The organism is Phocaeicola coprocola DSM 17136, from assembly GCF_000154845.1.
In the GTDB taxonomy this organism is placed as follows: domain Bacteria; phylum Bacteroidota; class Bacteroidia; order Bacteroidales; family Bacteroidaceae; genus Phocaeicola; species Phocaeicola coprocola.
Genome location: NZ_DS981496.1, coordinates 55,518 through 70,514, shown reverse-complemented (window position 1 = coordinate 70,514; position 14,997 = coordinate 55,518). Strand labels below are relative to the sequence as shown.

The 14,997-nt window shown below is 40.7% G+C and carries 12 protein-coding genes, 3 tRNA genes and 3 pseudogenes; 3 read left to right on the top strand and 15 right to left on the bottom strand.

Features of this window, described 5'->3' with window-relative positions:
* Positions 1-233: 233 nt before the first annotated feature.
* Together BACCOP_RS19300 and BACCOP_RS14455 are read right to left on the bottom strand one after the other, a co-directional pair.
* Positions 234-659 (bottom strand): hypothetical protein, encoded by a 426-nt coding sequence (locus BACCOP_RS19300; protein WP_148315600.1) that lies wholly within the window; start codon positions 657-659, stop codon positions 234-236.
* Positions 660-1,213: 554 nt separating this feature from the next.
* A pseudogene (locus BACCOP_RS14455) lies at positions 1,214-1,735 on the bottom strand (RHS repeat domain-containing protein); the annotation flags it as partial.
* A gap of 279 nt (positions 1,736-2,014) precedes the next feature.
* Between BACCOP_RS14455 and BACCOP_RS14450 the strand changes: the two are divergent.
* Entirely contained in the window at positions 2,015-3,145 is a 1,131-nt protein-coding gene (locus tag BACCOP_RS14450) for an ISAs1 family transposase (protein WP_007565353.1), read from the top strand.
* 120 nt (positions 3,146-3,265) lie between these two features.
* On the opposite strand, the pseudogene BACCOP_RS14445 reads toward BACCOP_RS14450, so the two are convergent.
* From BACCOP_RS14445 to BACCOP_RS14410, 8 genes and pseudogenes are all read right to left on the bottom strand, one after another.
* A pseudogene (locus BACCOP_RS14445) lies at positions 3,266-4,351 on the bottom strand (toxin TcdB middle/N-terminal domain-containing protein); the annotation flags it as partial.
* Between the two features lie 456 nt (positions 4,352-4,807).
* Positions 4,808-5,431 carry a hypothetical protein gene (locus BACCOP_RS14440; protein ID WP_007570384.1) on the bottom strand — a complete coding sequence of 208 codons (624 nt, stop codon included), beginning with the start codon at positions 5,429-5,431 and terminating at the stop codon, positions 4,808-4,810.
* A 150-nt stretch (positions 5,432-5,581) separates the two neighbouring features.
* Positions 5,582-5,878 carry an Imm40 family immunity protein gene (imm40, locus tag BACCOP_RS14435; RefSeq protein WP_007570382.1) on the bottom strand — a complete coding sequence of 99 codons (297 nt, stop codon included), beginning with the start codon at positions 5,876-5,878 and terminating at the stop codon, positions 5,582-5,584.
* Positions 5,879-5,938: 60 nt separating this feature from the next.
* Positions 5,939-6,382: a hypothetical protein gene (locus BACCOP_RS14430; RefSeq protein WP_007570380.1), complete on the bottom strand. Its 444-nt coding sequence runs from the start codon at positions 6,380-6,382 to the stop codon at positions 5,939-5,941.
* 121 nt (positions 6,383-6,503) lie between these two features.
* On the bottom strand, positions 6,504-6,923 hold the full coding sequence (locus tag BACCOP_RS14425; protein WP_040312115.1) for a DUF2750 domain-containing protein: 420 nt from the start codon (positions 6,921-6,923) through the stop codon (positions 6,504-6,506).
* Positions 6,924-7,785: 862 nt separating this feature from the next.
* Positions 7,786-8,778, bottom strand: a complete 993-nt coding sequence (locus BACCOP_RS14420) for an ISAon1 family transposase (protein WP_155162804.1) — start codon at positions 8,776-8,778, stop codon at positions 7,786-7,788.
* The gene (locus tag BACCOP_RS14415; RefSeq protein WP_007570320.1) at positions 8,744-9,130 is read right to left on the bottom strand and encodes an ISAon1 family transposase N-terminal region protein; all 387 of its coding nucleotides are present in this window, start codon (positions 9,128-9,130) and stop codon (positions 8,744-8,746) included. Before BACCOP_RS14415 ends, BACCOP_RS14420 begins: the two co-directional genes overlap by 35 nt.
* Positions 9,131-9,352: 222 nt before the next feature.
* Positions 9,353-9,425: transfer RNA gene (locus BACCOP_RS14410), tRNA-Phe, on the bottom strand.
* 166 nt (positions 9,426-9,591) lie between these two features.
* Between BACCOP_RS14410 and BACCOP_RS14405 the strand changes: the two genes are divergently transcribed.
* A tRNA-Pro gene (locus BACCOP_RS14405) sits at positions 9,592-9,664 on the top strand.
* An 84-nt stretch (positions 9,665-9,748) separates the two neighbouring features.
* Here BACCOP_RS14405 and BACCOP_RS14400 read toward each other — a convergent pair.
* The 4 genes and pseudogenes from BACCOP_RS14400 to BACCOP_RS14385 form a co-directional block, all read right to left on the bottom strand.
* Positions 9,749-10,740: pseudogene (locus BACCOP_RS14400) on the bottom strand (ISAon1 family transposase).
* The gene (locus BACCOP_RS14395; protein ID WP_007565224.1) at positions 10,706-11,092 is read right to left on the bottom strand and encodes an ISAon1 family transposase N-terminal region protein; all 387 of its coding nucleotides are present in this window, start codon (positions 11,090-11,092) and stop codon (positions 10,706-10,708) included. Before BACCOP_RS14395 ends, BACCOP_RS14400 begins: the two are co-directional and overlap by 35 nt.
* A gap of 166 nt (positions 11,093-11,258) precedes the next feature.
* Positions 11,259-11,342 (bottom strand) — tRNA-Leu (locus tag BACCOP_RS14390).
* A 136-nt stretch (positions 11,343-11,478) separates the two neighbouring features.
* Positions 11,479-12,669 carry a multidrug effflux MFS transporter gene (locus BACCOP_RS14385; protein ID WP_007570375.1) on the bottom strand — a complete coding sequence of 397 codons (1,191 nt, stop codon included), beginning with the start codon at positions 12,667-12,669 and terminating at the stop codon, positions 11,479-11,481.
* A 147-nt stretch (positions 12,670-12,816) separates the two neighbouring features.
* Here BACCOP_RS14385 and BACCOP_RS14380 point away from each other — a divergent pair, with 147 nt between their 5' ends.
* The gene (locus tag BACCOP_RS14380; RefSeq protein ID WP_022125131.1) at positions 12,817-13,668 is read left to right on the top strand and encodes a helix-turn-helix domain-containing protein; all 852 of its coding nucleotides are present in this window, start codon (positions 12,817-12,819) and stop codon (positions 13,666-13,668) included.
* Positions 13,669-13,673: 5 nt separating this feature from the next.
* On the opposite strand, the gene BACCOP_RS14375 is transcribed toward BACCOP_RS14380, so the two are convergent.
* Entirely contained in the window at positions 13,674-14,927 is a 1,254-nt protein-coding gene (locus BACCOP_RS14375) for a multidrug effflux MFS transporter (protein WP_050756975.1), read from the bottom strand.
* Positions 14,928-14,997 lie beyond the last annotated feature (70 nt).

The following is a 14,997-nucleotide window of genomic DNA, read 5'->3' as shown; positions in this document are numbered from 1 at the left end:
CAAGAAATTTATGCTCAAGAAAATGGCAAAACGACCACAAATCGGAGGAAATATCCCATTCTCACCAGTTTGCATCTATATTCAATATTCCGAAATTTTGCGTCTGAAAAAATCGAATAATTTGGGAAAGTCCACAAAAAACTGCCGCCTGAAAAAACACAAAGCGTACAAAAAACAGAGGCTGCGCCGTAAATCCGAATTACGACACAGCCCATAAAACAGGTTCTTAGGAATTATTTGATGTAATATATAACTCCGTCATGTCTAATCATGATAATAAAATCCATATAAAAAGAGAATAATAATATATCATCAGAACTAGGAAACCATATATCATAAAAATAATTCGAAAAATCTTGAGTACACATTTTATCGATTGTCTGGAAATTATCCCAATTTATAAAGATAAAATCACAATTTACTTTTAAAAAGGAGAGCAAATTCATAAATTTGAATTCTTCATTAAGTGCATTAAAATCATTTAATGGAACTCCTTTTCTTTGAAACAGTTCAAAGGAAGAAACATGTAATTCTTTAATATTCATTTTATCGCAAAAATGATTATATAAATTGCAGGTTTCTTTTTTATTAAGAGTGTAAAATAAAGGGAATGAATTACCTGTTTCTTGCTCAAATATATCTATTTTAAAATCATCCATAATCATTCTTTAATAGGAATAGCACCACTAATTCCACCAGATTTACGTTTGCCATTTGTATAATCCCAATAATTTATATGAGGATACTCTTCTCCACTGCCAGGTGTAGCATTTGGATGAGCTGGATCAAGGCGATAACCTTTTCTTTTATCTCCTCTTGATGGACTTCCAAATTTAGCTTTATTTTTAGGCAAAGATTCTGTTCTATCTAAACCCAATTTGCTTTTCGCTATGCCTAGAGCCTTCTTTGTACCAGATAAAGAACCTTTTTCTTTTCCTAACGTAGATTCAGTTAACCCCAATAAATTACTTACAGTTGTTTTACCTTTACTATTAAAGTCTGTGCCTATAATTAAGTCTGCTATGGCACCAACTTTATCTAGGGTAGTAGCATCACCAGTAAATATCGTTTGAATATCTCCTGCAATATCTAAAAACTCATCTAACCCTGCTTTTTTCAAATTTGATGGGGTTAATTTACCAGTTTTCTTATATACACTCCATATTCGCTTAGCATACTTGAATGCAGCTACTGCACCTTTAACTATTGCTTTACCGTCTGGGTCAACAAATAATACAGGGTTATTAGCTGTATAACAATAGCTGTTTATGTGAGGATATTTTTCCTGCAATGGATCCGTAGAAATCCACAAACTCAGCCTCGGGTCATAGTACCTTGCACCATAGTAATACAGTCCCGTCTCCTCATCGAATTCCTTCGCATTGAATAGATAAGGTGTATTCCAGATGCTGTTCCGCTCTTCAATGAACACTTCGCCGAACGGCACATACTCGATGTGCTGAACCACCTCACCGTCCAAGTTGGTGATGTAGCTGCTGCTACCCAAGTGGTCGGGATGGTAGTAGAACTGCAACTTCTCGTATGCGTCCGGATCCTGGAAGTTGTTTTCCAGTGCCAGGGCACGGGCCTGCGCCGCTTCGGGAGAACCGTCGTCGCAACAGAATCCCTGTCCGTCCACATAGTCGTTGTTGTCCGTTCCGTTGTACGGCACCTCAAAGATAGCATAATTATCCTTAATTACCTGCTGTTGGGCGGAATATTTTTGTTTGTAATCACGGCTCTTTCATTTAAAACAACCTCTATAATCCTTGTTATTCTCCGAAAAACCATTATTTTTGCGCACAGCGATGCAGGAAGCACCGCTTCCGGTGTTTCTTTTTATCGTTCATATAAAATTATTTTTGTAGGCGGAAATCAAATGCGACAGAGGTCGTTTTTTGATTTCCGCCTTAATTTTCGCTATGCGAAAATAAGATTTATTTTGCTGATATGCAACATTTTGCATGTCTAATATATAAAAAAGAAACATGCATTCTGCCGTCGTGGCAGCATAATGAAACATCTGAAAGAATTTGTGAAATCAGTGCCGGATTACCGCAGGACAGACAAGGGAAACTACAAATACAAGCTGGAAGATATTCTTCTCCTTGTAATACTCGGACGGCTGGGCAAGTGTATGACAAGACCGGATATAATCAGATTCGGCGAGCGTAATCTGAAACGCTTCCGCTCTTTAGGAATTTTGTTGGACGGTGTGCCTTCTGAACCTACGCTCTGCCGTATATTCAAACATATTGATGATGAAGCCATGTCTGAGCGGATGTCTGAATTTACCTCCACCTTCCATGATGAGCTTGTCGGTTGTGCCGGAGACATCCTCTGTATTGACGGCAAGGCAATGAGAGGGACGGTACTTGAAAACGGACGCACCCCCGACATCGTATCCGCCTATTCCCTTGAAGGAGGTTTCACCCTTGCCACGGACATGTGTGAAGAAAAAAGCAACGAGATAACTTCCGTACCCAAACTGTTGGACAAGGTGGATGTGTCAGGATGCATAGTTACGGCAGACGCCATGTCCTTCCAGAAAGCCATCATAGATAAAATCCGGGAAAAAGGCGGTGATTTCCTTATCGAGCTGAAGGCAAACCAGAGAACTCTGCGATATGGGGTTGAGGACAATGTCGAACTTGCAGAGCCTGTGGATGTATATTCGGAAGGCCCTTTTCTTGAACATGGCAGAATAGAGACCAGAGTATGCCGTATCTTTCGTGGAAATGACCTGATTACGGACAGGAAAAAGTGGAATGGAAATCTGACGGTTGTCGAAATACGGACTGCAACGGAGAGAAAATCTGATGGTCAGAAATCTTCCGAGAGGAGGTTCTATGTCTCCAGTTTTCACGGAAGTGCCAGGCGGCTGAGTACAATAGCCAGAATGCATTGGGCAATAGAAAGCATGCACTGGGACCTTGACCGCAACCTGAGGCAGGACTTCATCAGGCGGAATAGTGCAAGGTCCGCCAGAAACCTTGACACGATACAGAGGATAGTACTGGCAATACTTTCTATATGGAAAGGTAAAAGGAAAAAGCTCTCCGACAAGGCTAAGGGAACGGCCGAACTTATTAGAGAACTTTCTTTGGACTTTACCGCAATGATACATATGCTGGATCAAAAATGAGATAATTTGTAATTTCAGAGGATTCGTAACGTTTTGGGTATCAATCATAACAAAATCCCTACTTCCCATAAGAAGTGGGTGGGGGAATTATGTGCCTTTATCTAAGCTTAAATGAAAGAGCCGTGGTTTGTAATTAACAGAAAGTCCGTCCGTCTCACTGCCGGCATATTGAATGCGTCTCGGGTCGGAACCGTAGGAGGCGAAGTCGCCAATCTTGGAAACGATGCGCTGCGAGCCGATATAGATGTGCTTGGTGTAGCGTCCGCCCTGGTTGGCCACCAGATAAGGACTGACGTAGAGCGAGAACTTCGCCGTGTTGGTGCGTCCGCCCGCGAACTCGGAGTTCACGTAGAGCTGTTCACCCTCACCGGAGGTCTTCACCGTGCGTTCACCGTCGGCATCATACCAGTAGTTGGTCACGAAGCCGTTGTCATCGGAAGCCGTCAGGCGGTTCTCCTCGTCCCAGCGTAGTTTGCGCTCGGCTGCGGTTGAATCCAATGTGCCGTCCTGCTTGATGCGGCCTGTATTGACATAGACCAGGTTGCCGTTGGCATCGTAAGTGTAAGTGTGGCTGTTGTCCACCTTTGCCACGGAATCCGGATTCTCTTCCGTGCGGTAGTTCGCATCCTTCACTTCTGCGAGCTGGAACTTTTTGCCCTCAGTCTTGCCATAGGTATAGGCCAGGTCATAGCCCACATGGAGCTTACCGTCGAACTGCACGCCCTGCTGCGTGAGATGCTGCTTCTTCGACACGATGCGGTGCATGTTGTCGTAGCCCATCTCCAGTCGGTAGGAAGCGGTCTTGCTGTCCGCTCCGGCATAGGTTCCCGTAGCACTTGCCAGACGGTAGAGCGCGTCATACGTATAGGCATGCGCCATCTGTCCGCCCGCCTTTCCGCTTTCGGGAAGTGCGGCCTTGTTGGCAACGCTGAGCACGTTGCTTACGGCATCGTAGGTATAGCCATTGTCCATGATGGATTTGCCGCCTGCGTTGACCGTCAGGTTCTGCAGCCTGCGGCGTGCGGGCTCGTAGGTGTAGAAGGTCTCCGCACCGTTGCAGTATTTCAGATAGGTGCGCTGCTCGAACTTGTCATAGCCGATGCGGTTCACGTAGTCATAGCCGTAGGACTTGTAGCCGCGTACCTTTTCCAGCTGACCGCCGAGGTTGTAGGAGTAAGTGACCTTCTCCTCGTCCGGGTAGATCATCTCCAGGAGGCGGTTGTGGCTGTCGTAGGTCCACTGTGTCACATAGGTGGCAATCGCCTGGTTGGGCACAATCAGCGTGCGGCGAGTCTTGGTGACTTCGCCCATCTTGCCGTAGAAGTACTCGATGGCTCCCGTTCCGTCCTCACGGAGCATCAGGCGACCGATGCGGTTCTGCGAGGCGTTGCGTCCGCCGTAGTAATACTTCACGTTGTTCTCCGGGTGGTCGGGATAGTTAATGCCCGTCAGCCGGTGATAATCGTAGTCGTAGGTGATGGACTTGCCTTCCTTGGCAAGGTTGGCTGTCTGCTTGGTCAGCACATTGCCGAGTGCATCATACGTGAAGGAAGTTATATCCTTGCGGAATTGTTTATCTTGTCTTAGCGAAGCTTGCTTTCGCCTGAATCTGCCTTATTATGTTTATCGTTCATCAAACGTTCGGTATTCACATAAAGTTCATTATTCTACAATTCTTGTTGTCTTTTCCAAGTAAATGCCAGATAAATTCTCGGCTATTATATTAATAGCCATTCTTTCTGACATGTATATTGTTGAATCAAAAGGAAATATAAAAAATAAATCCATATTGAAATGTTCTTTAAATACAATCTTATCAATTCCAACACCAAAGGCGCCTGAAGGGTCTTTTTCTTTCAACGATAAATAATGCTCAAACGATTTTATTTCAATCGGACATTTTGGAAAAGTCCATTCAGTTTCTATAAAAGCCGAATCTTTAAAATTTATATATTCAATAATATTAGGTCCATAAAAATGAAGCCAATTATAGATAATTTTTTCATCCTTTAAAAGAATGATTGATTCAAAATCTTGGTAATCTAACATTCTAAATTGCGAAAGTACGTCAAAGAACTTTGGGCTAATTAGAAGATCACATGCTGGGCCACTTGTTGTACTCAGAAGATCTGATAGTTTTGCTCCTTTTTGAAGCTTAAACTCTAATTTTGGAGCTTCGCCAAACTTATGCCATGGACTCAATAGCTGAGCTGTGAAAGGAGTTAAACATTCAACTTGGGGATATTTATGCTTGTTATCTATTAATGGTGACAATTTATAATACATATACTCTTAATTTTGAAAACATTTATTAAATTAGAAATGATACTGCTAGTAGACCTCAACTAAGTTATTGGCTGAAACTACTAAGTCGTTCTGCTTAGATAGAACACCAATACAAAGTTCTCTATATTTCTTTCATACTCATTTTATATTTTAATGTACGAGAGAGAACAACACCTTGTTGGAATCAGCAGAGTTATAAGTGCTTACATATTCATAAGCTTTTTTACAACTCCGGATAACGTATTCCTGATCCGATTCTTGAGGATTCTTATCACAATACCAATTGTCATAAGTGAGACTTGGAATATTATCCTTGAGAAGGAATACATCTCCACCCAGCACTGGAATGCCTTGTTCTTCGAAGCAACCTATCATCCTAAGTGCCTCACATTTGGAGTATGCAACATTGTTGATTCCCAATCCATTGAGATTAAAGACTGAATCCATAGCATTATTCTTTCATTATTACTGAGCTGTTATAAAAATGCAACAAATCTGTACAATCATTTATTTTAGAATATGTCGGTAAAAAACCGCATTGTCATCTACTCTGCCACCGGAGTTGATATTATATTCTGATGGAACATAAAGCGTGTCTCCAATGGTGACTATAGGCTTGGGGATATTGTATATCCCTTTAAATTTCCATATTTTCCCATCGCTGTTACGCTTCAGGAAATGAGCAAAAGTCCATGGTCCAACATCAAAATACAACATCGTATAATCCGAATCAAAACAAATCACGGGCTTATATCTTACGATTACAGTATCCTCTATCAAAACACACCCATCATGTTTCCCCCGCCATACAAGGCTATCTTGTATCTCCTTGGAAAGTTCCATGTACTTCACAGGTGCACCATCAGTATAATCAATGATTCGGCTATCAATAAACCAATAGCTTATCACAGACAAAACTATCAAGCCGGTTATTATTATCCACTTTTTCATTATTTTGTGTAATAAATGATAGTTTCAAGTTGCTACTGCCTATATAAGAAGTCAAGCATCGCCTTTATGGGATAGTTAGCTCATCTTTAAGAATCGACATGTATGTCAGCAGGAAGCTATACTATTTGTAGTCTTCTAAAATTTCACTTAAATCTTCTGCAAATGTATTCAATCCTACGATTTTGCCAACAGGCTCTTGTATTGTCGGAAAAACATTAAGAAGAAGTTCTTCCTTACAAATATAATCTATTACAGATTCTTCAAAAGAATCAAGAGTTATAGCAATACTTTCGCAATCTGCATTCTCTTTCATACAAAATGCTTGAGCATATTCTTTGGAAGACCATATCGGAAGTAGTCGTTCTTTTCCAAAAGACTGAATCGCAAAGGAGTTTTTATCTCCAACTATTGACCACATTGTTTCAGTATCAGCAATTCTTTTGAGCGTATACTGATATCTTACTTCAGGCTGGCACTTCGTTAGAGCCTCATATTCCTCATTAGAAATCCTAAGTTCATTTAGACTTGCTTCTTTTCCCATTGTTGTCATATTTATGTTGTAATCGCAGAACGGCATTCTATCTTATCCAAAGATAGGATAATAATCCTTAATTACCTGCTGTAGAGTGGAATATTTTGCTTGTAATCAGCAAAAAAATGTCCGTCTCACTACCGGCATACCGGATGCGTTTCAAAACAGAGGCATAGATTCACTTCGGCCAGCTTGAACTTCTTGCCATCAGTCTTGCCGTAGGTATAGATATTGTTCTTGGAAGTGGTTTTGTTACATAGGCACAGAATACAAAAGTAGTGGTTTGTTGTGATGTATTTTACCTGTTTACCTGATGAAAAATGTATAAAGTAATGTGAATTAATTAACTAATGTTTGATTGTGTTTGAGCTGTATGGGTATTTAATGCATAAGAAACACAGAATAAATAACTTAAGTATTAGCGTTCAATAACCTTAGATAGCACTGTTTGAGGGATAAATGAATTGAAGCAACTGAAAACAATCAATCTGACGACCAAGATACTTGTTGCTCTTGTTGTTGGTATCTTTGCTCATCTAGATAGCCTTGTATATGGGTTCGGTGTTCTATGGGCTGACGGTTATAAATATAAGGTTGTATGTAGCTCTCGGTTCTTCGGTTATAGGTGTGATGGTTTATAATGTGGAAAAAGGGTAAAAGGTCAAAAAGTTCAATAAGGTCAAAGTGTCATCGTGTCATTGGGGTTATTGTGTTTTCTTTGTTTATGATGCACGTTCAAGGTAGTGTGCCTAATTTACGGGATTGTGCTTCTATGATGCTTTCGGAACGAGAGGGAAAAGAATGTACTACGAATAAGAAGGGTGTGAGTGCTGGCCTTTTTTTATTGGCGCTTTAATGGGTCAGTAGAAATTTAGTGGGGATACGCATATAGCTTCGCAATGCGGAATAAAAAGAACTTCTTATCAGCTACTCCTCTTAGATTTGCTCTGAACAGTTTAATTTTTGCATTGAACGATTCTGCCATCGCATTTGAAGAACGATGGTTGTAGAAATTCAGTATTTCATCATAGTGCTCATAGAAAGTAGCAGCAATGACATTAAAAGAATGCATCCCTGCTTCTTCTACTTTATTATACCATCGTGCCATAGCCAGACGTGCAGCGTCCTTTATGGTGTTCTTAGAGAAAATCATCCGCAGGGAATGGCACAAACCGTATGCCTTTTTGATGTCAGGGTATTCCTCAAATAGGATTGCTGCCCTTTGCTTCTGTTTTTCCGTCCATTTATCAGCTGACTTGAAAAGCAGATACCGGGAGCGTATAAGTAATTCCCTACGGGTATCGCCATTGGAATATCGGTATGGGACATAATCTTCGTTCTTCCGCTTAGCTTCTTCCATTTCCTCATTGGCCTGCTGTATGGCATCCCAACGGTGTTTGATGCGTAATTCCTGCACAGCATCACAAGCTAATCTCTGAATGTGAAAACGGTCTATCACACGGCTGGCTTCAGGAAATGCAGTCCGTACAATCTTGCGCATGGAGTCTGAAAGGTCAAGTGTCACTTCTTTAACGGCATAACGGCTTTCCTCGTCAATTCGTTGCAGCACAGCTATTACATCCTCTGATTTAGTTCCTGCCACGACAGCTACCAGGGAGCACTCTCTCGTACAGGCATCACGGTTGGTTACAAAGGTGTAAAGTTCACCGTTGGAGAGTGAGGTCTCGTCAATCGCCAGATACGGTCCCATATTTTCCGGAAACAGCATCCATTCACCGGCATGGGATAACTGTTCCCAATTACGATATCCGCTGAGGACCTCCTTGTACTGTTTTTCAAATGTATGACCATCTATATGATAGAATTCCTCAAGCGTACGGCAGGTCACTGGGGATGTCTCCATACGTTTCTTTTAAAAAAGCCCCAAATTCTTTGGAGTATCTGGTTCCCTTGGCTACAACATCGAGGTCGATGGGAATACTGAAACTTTTACCTGTGCGCAAGTCCGTCCAACGACGACGTCTGATCTTGAGGATTACCTTATGGTCCCGTATGGGAAAGTCTGTCACATTAACAGCTTCCATAAAACCTTTGGATTCAAAATGTTCGTCATTGCTTAACTTGGGATTCATCTTTTCATCCAGACTAATATGAATCTCTTGAGAGGTTTGTTCAACTCCAGAGATAAGAAAGTAATCTAATATCTGAGCCGGCAACACGAGGCTGGCTAGCATGTTCAAATAATCGTTTTTCATAATGCGAAGTAAGCAATACTTTACGAGTATAAAAAATAATCCCCACGAAATTTCTACTGACCCGCTTTAATCGGTTTGAAGATTAAAAGGAAGTCTTTAATGGTATTTAATCAAGGCGATTTAAACAGTTTCAGATGATTACCTTATAGGTAACTCAGCGCTATCTGCTAAAACGAAAAACTCCGAAACGCTTGATAATGAAGCATTTCGGAGTTTTGCAGGTGGTGCCACCAGGAATCGAACCGGGGACACAAGGATTTTCAGTCCTTTGCTCTACCAACTGAGCTATGGCACCAATCTTTCTCGTTTGCGGTTGCAAAGGTAAGCAAAGTTTTGAAGTTTACAAATATTTTTCCATTATAAAATGAATCAAAATATTTTTATCCATTTTTTCACTTATTTATTTGGCTGGTTCCTAAAATATACATATCTTTGCAACCGCAAATAAGAAAAATTGCATTCGGAATGTAGCGCAGTTGGTAGCGCACTACGTTCGGGACGTAGGGGTCGGGCGTTCGAGTCGCCTCATTCCGACATAAGGCGACAAGCAGTGAAAATTGCTTGTCGCTTTTGTTTTATCTTCTTTGTAATTTGCTGATATTCTGGGTCAGTAGAAATTTAGTGGGGATACGCATATAGCTTCGCAATGCGGAATAAAAAGAACTTCTTATCAGCTACGCCTCTTAGATTTGCTCTGAACAGTTTAATTTTTGCATTGAACGATTCTGCCATCGCATTTGAAGAACGATGGTTGTAGAAATTCAGTATTTCATCATAGTGCTCATAGAAAGTAGCAGCAATGACATTAAAAGAATGCATCCCTGCTTCTTCTACTTTATTATACCATCGTGCCATAGCCAGACGTGCAGCGTCCTTTATGGTGTTCTTAGAGAAAATCATCCGCAGGGAATGGCACAAACCGTATGCCTTTTTGATGTCAGGGTATTCCTCAAATAGGATTGCTGCCCTTTGCTTCTGTTTTTCTGTCCATTTATCAGCTGACTTGAAAAGCAGATACCGGGAGCGTATAAGTAATTCCCTACGGGTATCGCCATTGGAATATCGGTATGGGACATAATCTTCGTTCTTCCGCTTAGCTTCTTCCATTTCCTCATTGGCCTGCTGTATGGCATCCCAACGGTGTTTGATGCGTAATTCTTGCACGGCATCACAAGCTAATCTCTGAATGTGAAAACGGTCTATCACACGGCTGGCTTCAGGAAATGCAGTCCGTACAATCTTGCGCATGGAGTCTGAAAGGTCAAGTGTCACTTCTTTAACGGCATAACGGCTTTCCTCGTCAATTCGTTGCAGCACAGCTATTACATCCTCTGATTTAGTTCCTGCCACGACAGCTACCAGGGAGCACTCTCTCGTACAGGCATCACGGTTGGTTACAAAGGTGTAAAGTTCACCGTTAGAGAGTGAGGTCTCGTCAATCGCCAGATACGGTCCCATATTTTCCGGAAACAGCATCCATTCACCGGCATGGGATAACTGTTCCCAATTACGATATCCGCTGAGAACCTCCTTGTACTGTTTTCAAATGTATGACCATCTATATGATAGAATTCCTCAAGCGTACGGCAGGTCACTGGGGATGTCTCCATACGTTTCTTTTAAAAAAGCCCCAAATTCTTTGGAGTATCTGGTTCCCTTGGCTACAACATCGAGGTCGATGGGAATACTGAAACTTTTACCTGTGCGCAAGTCCGTCCAACGACGACGTCTGATCTTGAGGATTACCTTATGGTCCCGTATGGGAAAGTCTGTCACATTAACAGCTTCCATAAAACCTTTGGATTCAAAATGTTCGTCATTGCTTAACTTGGAATTCATCTTTTCATCCAGACTAATATGAATCTCTTGAGAGGTTTGTTCAACTCCAGAGATAAGAAAGTAATCTAATATCTGAGCCGGCAACACGAGGCTGGCTAGCATATTCAAATAATCGTTTTTCATAATGCGAAGTAAGCAATACTTTACGAGTATAAAAAATAATCCCCACTAAATTTCTACTGACCCGCTATTAGGGCTCATTGGGGACTTGCACCCGTTAGCTAATACTCATGCCGAGCATACGAAAAAGCTAAGTAATGAATTATCAATTACTTAGCCTTTCTTTCTGTACCCAGACCCGGGGTCGAACCGGGATGGATGTTACTCCACTGGTGTTTGAGACCAGCGCGTCTACCGATTCCGCCATCTGGGCAACTACTATCAGGAATATGTTTTTCCTTAATTGCGGTGCAAAGATATGAACATCTTTCTAATCTTCCAAATATTTCTCTCGTTTTTTCTCTCCACACTCAACATTTTGATATTTTTATACCCTCCAAGTATATCTTTCACGAACGTTGACATACTGTTTTAAGATTTCTATGCAAAGCATAACGCGTACAGACATATGAGCAGATAGAACCCATAAGAAAAATTATTCCTGTAGAAACCATTATATTACCAAGACCTACCAATGGTGAAACAATTCCTCCAAAAGCAAATCCTAAAGCTCCCAATAATGCCGATGCCATTCCTGCATTATTGTGTTCGCAATCCATGGCCAATGTATTGGAAGCTGTAAAAGTAAGTCCAAGCATTGACAAAAGACCAATCAACAATAATTCATATATCCAAAAATTGCAATCTAAAACTAACGCTACTAAAAGCAATGCAGAAACGACGACCATTCCAGTGCTACCATAATGCAAAGCCTGTTCCAGCCGACGAAACTTGATAGCCGAAGCTGCTGATATAACAATGAATAGGGCATTGATACCAAAACATATACTAAACATCAACGGAGAAAATCCGTAATGTTGTTGCATAATAAACGGTGCCGAAGCTATGTTAGCAAACAATACTCCTTGTGCAAAACCAAACTGTAACGTATAGCACACATAACTAGAATTGCGAAGAACATCGATGAAGCTACGAAAAACAGACCTCCAACTTTTCTCTTTTCTATCCTCAACCGGAAGCGACTCTTCAAAGTGTATACTACCCAAAAGCAATATTATCCCTAATACAAAAAGGCACCAGAAAATACCAGTCCAACCCACACTTCCAGCTAGAAATCCTCCTCCCATAGGTGCTGCTACAGGGGCTACCCCATTAATGGCACCAATCAAGGCAAGCATCTTTGCCAACTCACGTCCAGAGTATTTGTCAGCTGCAACTGAACGTGAAATAACAATACCTCCTGCTCCGGCTATACCTTGTATCAAGCGCCAACCAACAAACTGCATTATAGTATAAGAATATATACATCCAATAGTAGCAACAGCAAACAAAGTCATTGATATAATAAGTGGCAACCGACGACCATATTTATCGCTTAATGGTCCGAAAAGCAACTGTCCAGCAGCAAGTCCAATCATACTTGCCGTAAGACCTAACTGTACCATCGAAGAAGTTGTATGGAAATATTCAGACATAGCTGGTAAAGTAGGCAGATACATATCCGTAACAAATGGTCCAAATGCTGTAAGCATACCTAAAAACACTAGTATAAATACTTTTGAATTCTTTTTGCCTTTCATTTTACTCTATTTTTTACCGCTGCAAAAATAAAGAACTTTTCAACATACATATCAGCGTTTTACAGCACAAAACCTATCAATTTAGGAACAAAGGCAGTTTTTTCACCAACAAATTACTACATTTGCCTACATAAACAGAACACTATCATGATATCTTCTTTTCCTTCTGATACATCGATTATGCGATATGAAGAAACCGATCTATCTTCACTCACAAAACGCCCCTTTCGGTTTGAGTGTGGTATACAACTGCTTTGCATAAGCGGCAGAAGTATTATTTCTACAGGAGTAGAACAATATGATTTCTGTAAAACATCGGAACTGATTTTTCTAGCAGGAAGTCTTATCGAAGTCATCAAACCTTCTCCTGACTTTAAGGTAAGAATGTTGCTATTTCCTAAAAATATTTTTCTAAAAGCAGCCTTACCTATTGACACTTCTTACTTTAACTACATGAGTGAAGCGCCTTACTTTAACCATGCAGCAAACGATACAAGTTTAGCAAGCTGGAAACGAGTAAATCAATGGATGGATATGGCAGAACTTCTTTTCAGTCACCCTGCCAAATATTTTCGGGAGCAACTAGAACAAAATTTTCTACAAAGTTTGTTTATGTGGATATTCAATACGATTCCACAACAATATCTCTCCATACATAACAAGTATAGTAGAAAACAAATATTGTATCACCGTTTTATGGTCTTATTACGAGAGCATAGTACTCAGGAACATCAAATAAACTATTACGCTAACCAACTTTGTATTACACCGCGTTACCTGAACGAAGTCGTTATTCAATACTCTAATGGACGTACACCCAAACAGCTTATAGACGAACAGCTCACAGCCGAGTTAAAAGTACAATTAAGTAATCCTAGTCTGTCTATAATGGAAATAGCTCAGCTATTCAATTTTCAAGAGCCAGCCAATATGAGCCGCTTTTTCAAAAAGAACACAGGTATGTCACCCAAAGAATTTCGGAGTCGGAACAAGCTTTAAATATTTTATCCACGTTTTCTATTTATAATAGTATAGGGTAAATGAATCATAACATAACATATGCGATACAACAGATTTTTTTCACCCTCTCGAACTGGCATCGCATATCTTGCGCAGAGATATGCACAGACAGCTCCAGCCAGGAACAGCACTCCTGCCGTGTACATCATATCGCCTAAACCTGCTAAAGGAGGGACTAATCCACCAAACAGAAAACCAATAGCTCCCAACAGAGCAGAAGCAATACCAGCATATCTGCGTTCGCAATCCATTGCCAAAGCATTTGATGCAGTATAACTCATACCCACCATAGCAAGTAAACAGAAAATCAATATTTCATATATCCAAAAGTTACAATTCAGTGAAAGACAAACAAGCAGACAAGCAGAAACGACCAGCATGCCATTACTACCGATATGCAAAGCATGTTCCATAGTAGGAAGCTTAACTGATATAGTAGAAGAAATAACCATAGCGATAGCATTGATTCCAAAACACAAGCTGAACATCATAGGAGATAATCCATAGTGCTGCTGCATAATAAAAGGAGCTGAAGCAATATTTACAAAAAGTACTCCCATCGTAAAGCCATATTGCAGAATATAAAATAAATATCGGCGGTTACTCAATACTGTACCAAAATTTCGGCATATACCTTTCCAATTCACTTCCGGGCGGCGATGTGCAGGTAACGATTCTTGCATACGAAAACTACAGCACAGCAATACGCCTCCCAACAAAAATAAAAACCAAAAGATGCCATGCCATCCTGCACCCTCTGCCAATACTCCTCCTGCTATCGGAGCAGCTACCGTAGCAATACCATTAATAGCTCCGATTATAGCTAACATAGTAGCCAATTCACGTGCTGAATATTTATCAGTAGCTATCGAACGAGAAAGAACTACGCCACCAGCTCCAGCTACTCCCTGTACAAAACGCAATACCACAAACTGCATGATATTTTGCGAAAAAATACATCCGACTGTAGAAAACAGAAACAAGAATAAAGCAATTATCAATGGACGTTGACGACCATATTTATCACTTAACGGACCAAAAATCAATTGACCAATAGCTAGTCCTACCATACTGGAAGTAAGTCCCAGCTGAACCATAGAGGAAGTTGTATGAAAATAATCGGACATAGCAGGCAATGTAGGCAGATACATATCCATAACAAAAGGACCAAATGCACTTAACATGCCTAAAAATATCAGTATAAATAGCTTTGAATCTTGTTTCTTCGTCGTTATCATCTTTTTTACCTTCATTTTTTCGACTGCAAAATTACGCCATTCTCACAGAACGATTTATTTCTTTAAAAGT

What these genes read in the sequence shown, in the direction of transcription:
- BACCOP_RS19300 (WP_148315600.1), bottom strand. Translation starts at nt 659, where the DNA reads ATGGATGATTTTAAAATAGATATATTTGAGCAAGAAACAGGTAATTCA.
- BACCOP_RS14450 (WP_007565353.1), top strand. Translation starts at nt 2,015, where the DNA reads ATGAAACATCTGAAAGAATTTGTGAAATCAGTGCCGGATTACCGCAGG.
- BACCOP_RS14440 (WP_007570384.1), bottom strand. Translation starts at nt 5,431, where the DNA reads ATGTATTATAAATTGTCACCATTAATAGATAACAAGCATAAATATCCC.
- imm40 (WP_007570382.1), bottom strand. Translation starts at nt 5,878, where the DNA reads ATGGATTCAGTCTTTAATCTCAATGGATTGGGAATCAACAATGTTGCA.
- BACCOP_RS14430 (WP_007570380.1), bottom strand. Translation starts at nt 6,382, where the DNA reads ATGAAAAAGTGGATAATAATAACCGGCTTGATAGTTTTGTCTGTGATA.
- BACCOP_RS14425 (WP_040312115.1), bottom strand. Translation starts at nt 6,923, where the DNA reads ATGGGAAAAGAAGCAAGTCTAAATGAACTTAGGATTTCTAATGAGGAA.
- BACCOP_RS14420 (WP_155162804.1), bottom strand. Translation starts at nt 8,778, where the DNA reads ATGGAGACATCCCCAGTGACCTGCCGTACGCTTGAGGAATTCTATCAT.
- BACCOP_RS14415 (WP_007570320.1), bottom strand. Translation starts at nt 9,130, where the DNA reads ATGAAAAACGATTATTTGAACATGCTAGCCAGCCTCGTGTTGCCGGCT.
- BACCOP_RS14395 (WP_007565224.1), bottom strand. Translation starts at nt 11,092, where the DNA reads ATGAAAAACGATTATTTGAATATGCTAGCCAGCCTCGTGTTGCCGGCT.
- BACCOP_RS14385 (WP_007570375.1), bottom strand. Translation starts at nt 12,669, where the DNA reads ATGAAAGGCAAAAAGAATTCAAAAGTATTTATACTAGTGTTTTTAGGT.
- BACCOP_RS14380 (WP_022125131.1), top strand. Translation starts at nt 12,817, where the DNA reads ATGATATCTTCTTTTCCTTCTGATACATCGATTATGCGATATGAAGAA.
- BACCOP_RS14375 (WP_050756975.1), bottom strand. Translation starts at nt 14,927, where the DNA reads ATGATAACGACGAAGAAACAAGATTCAAAGCTATTTATACTGATATTT.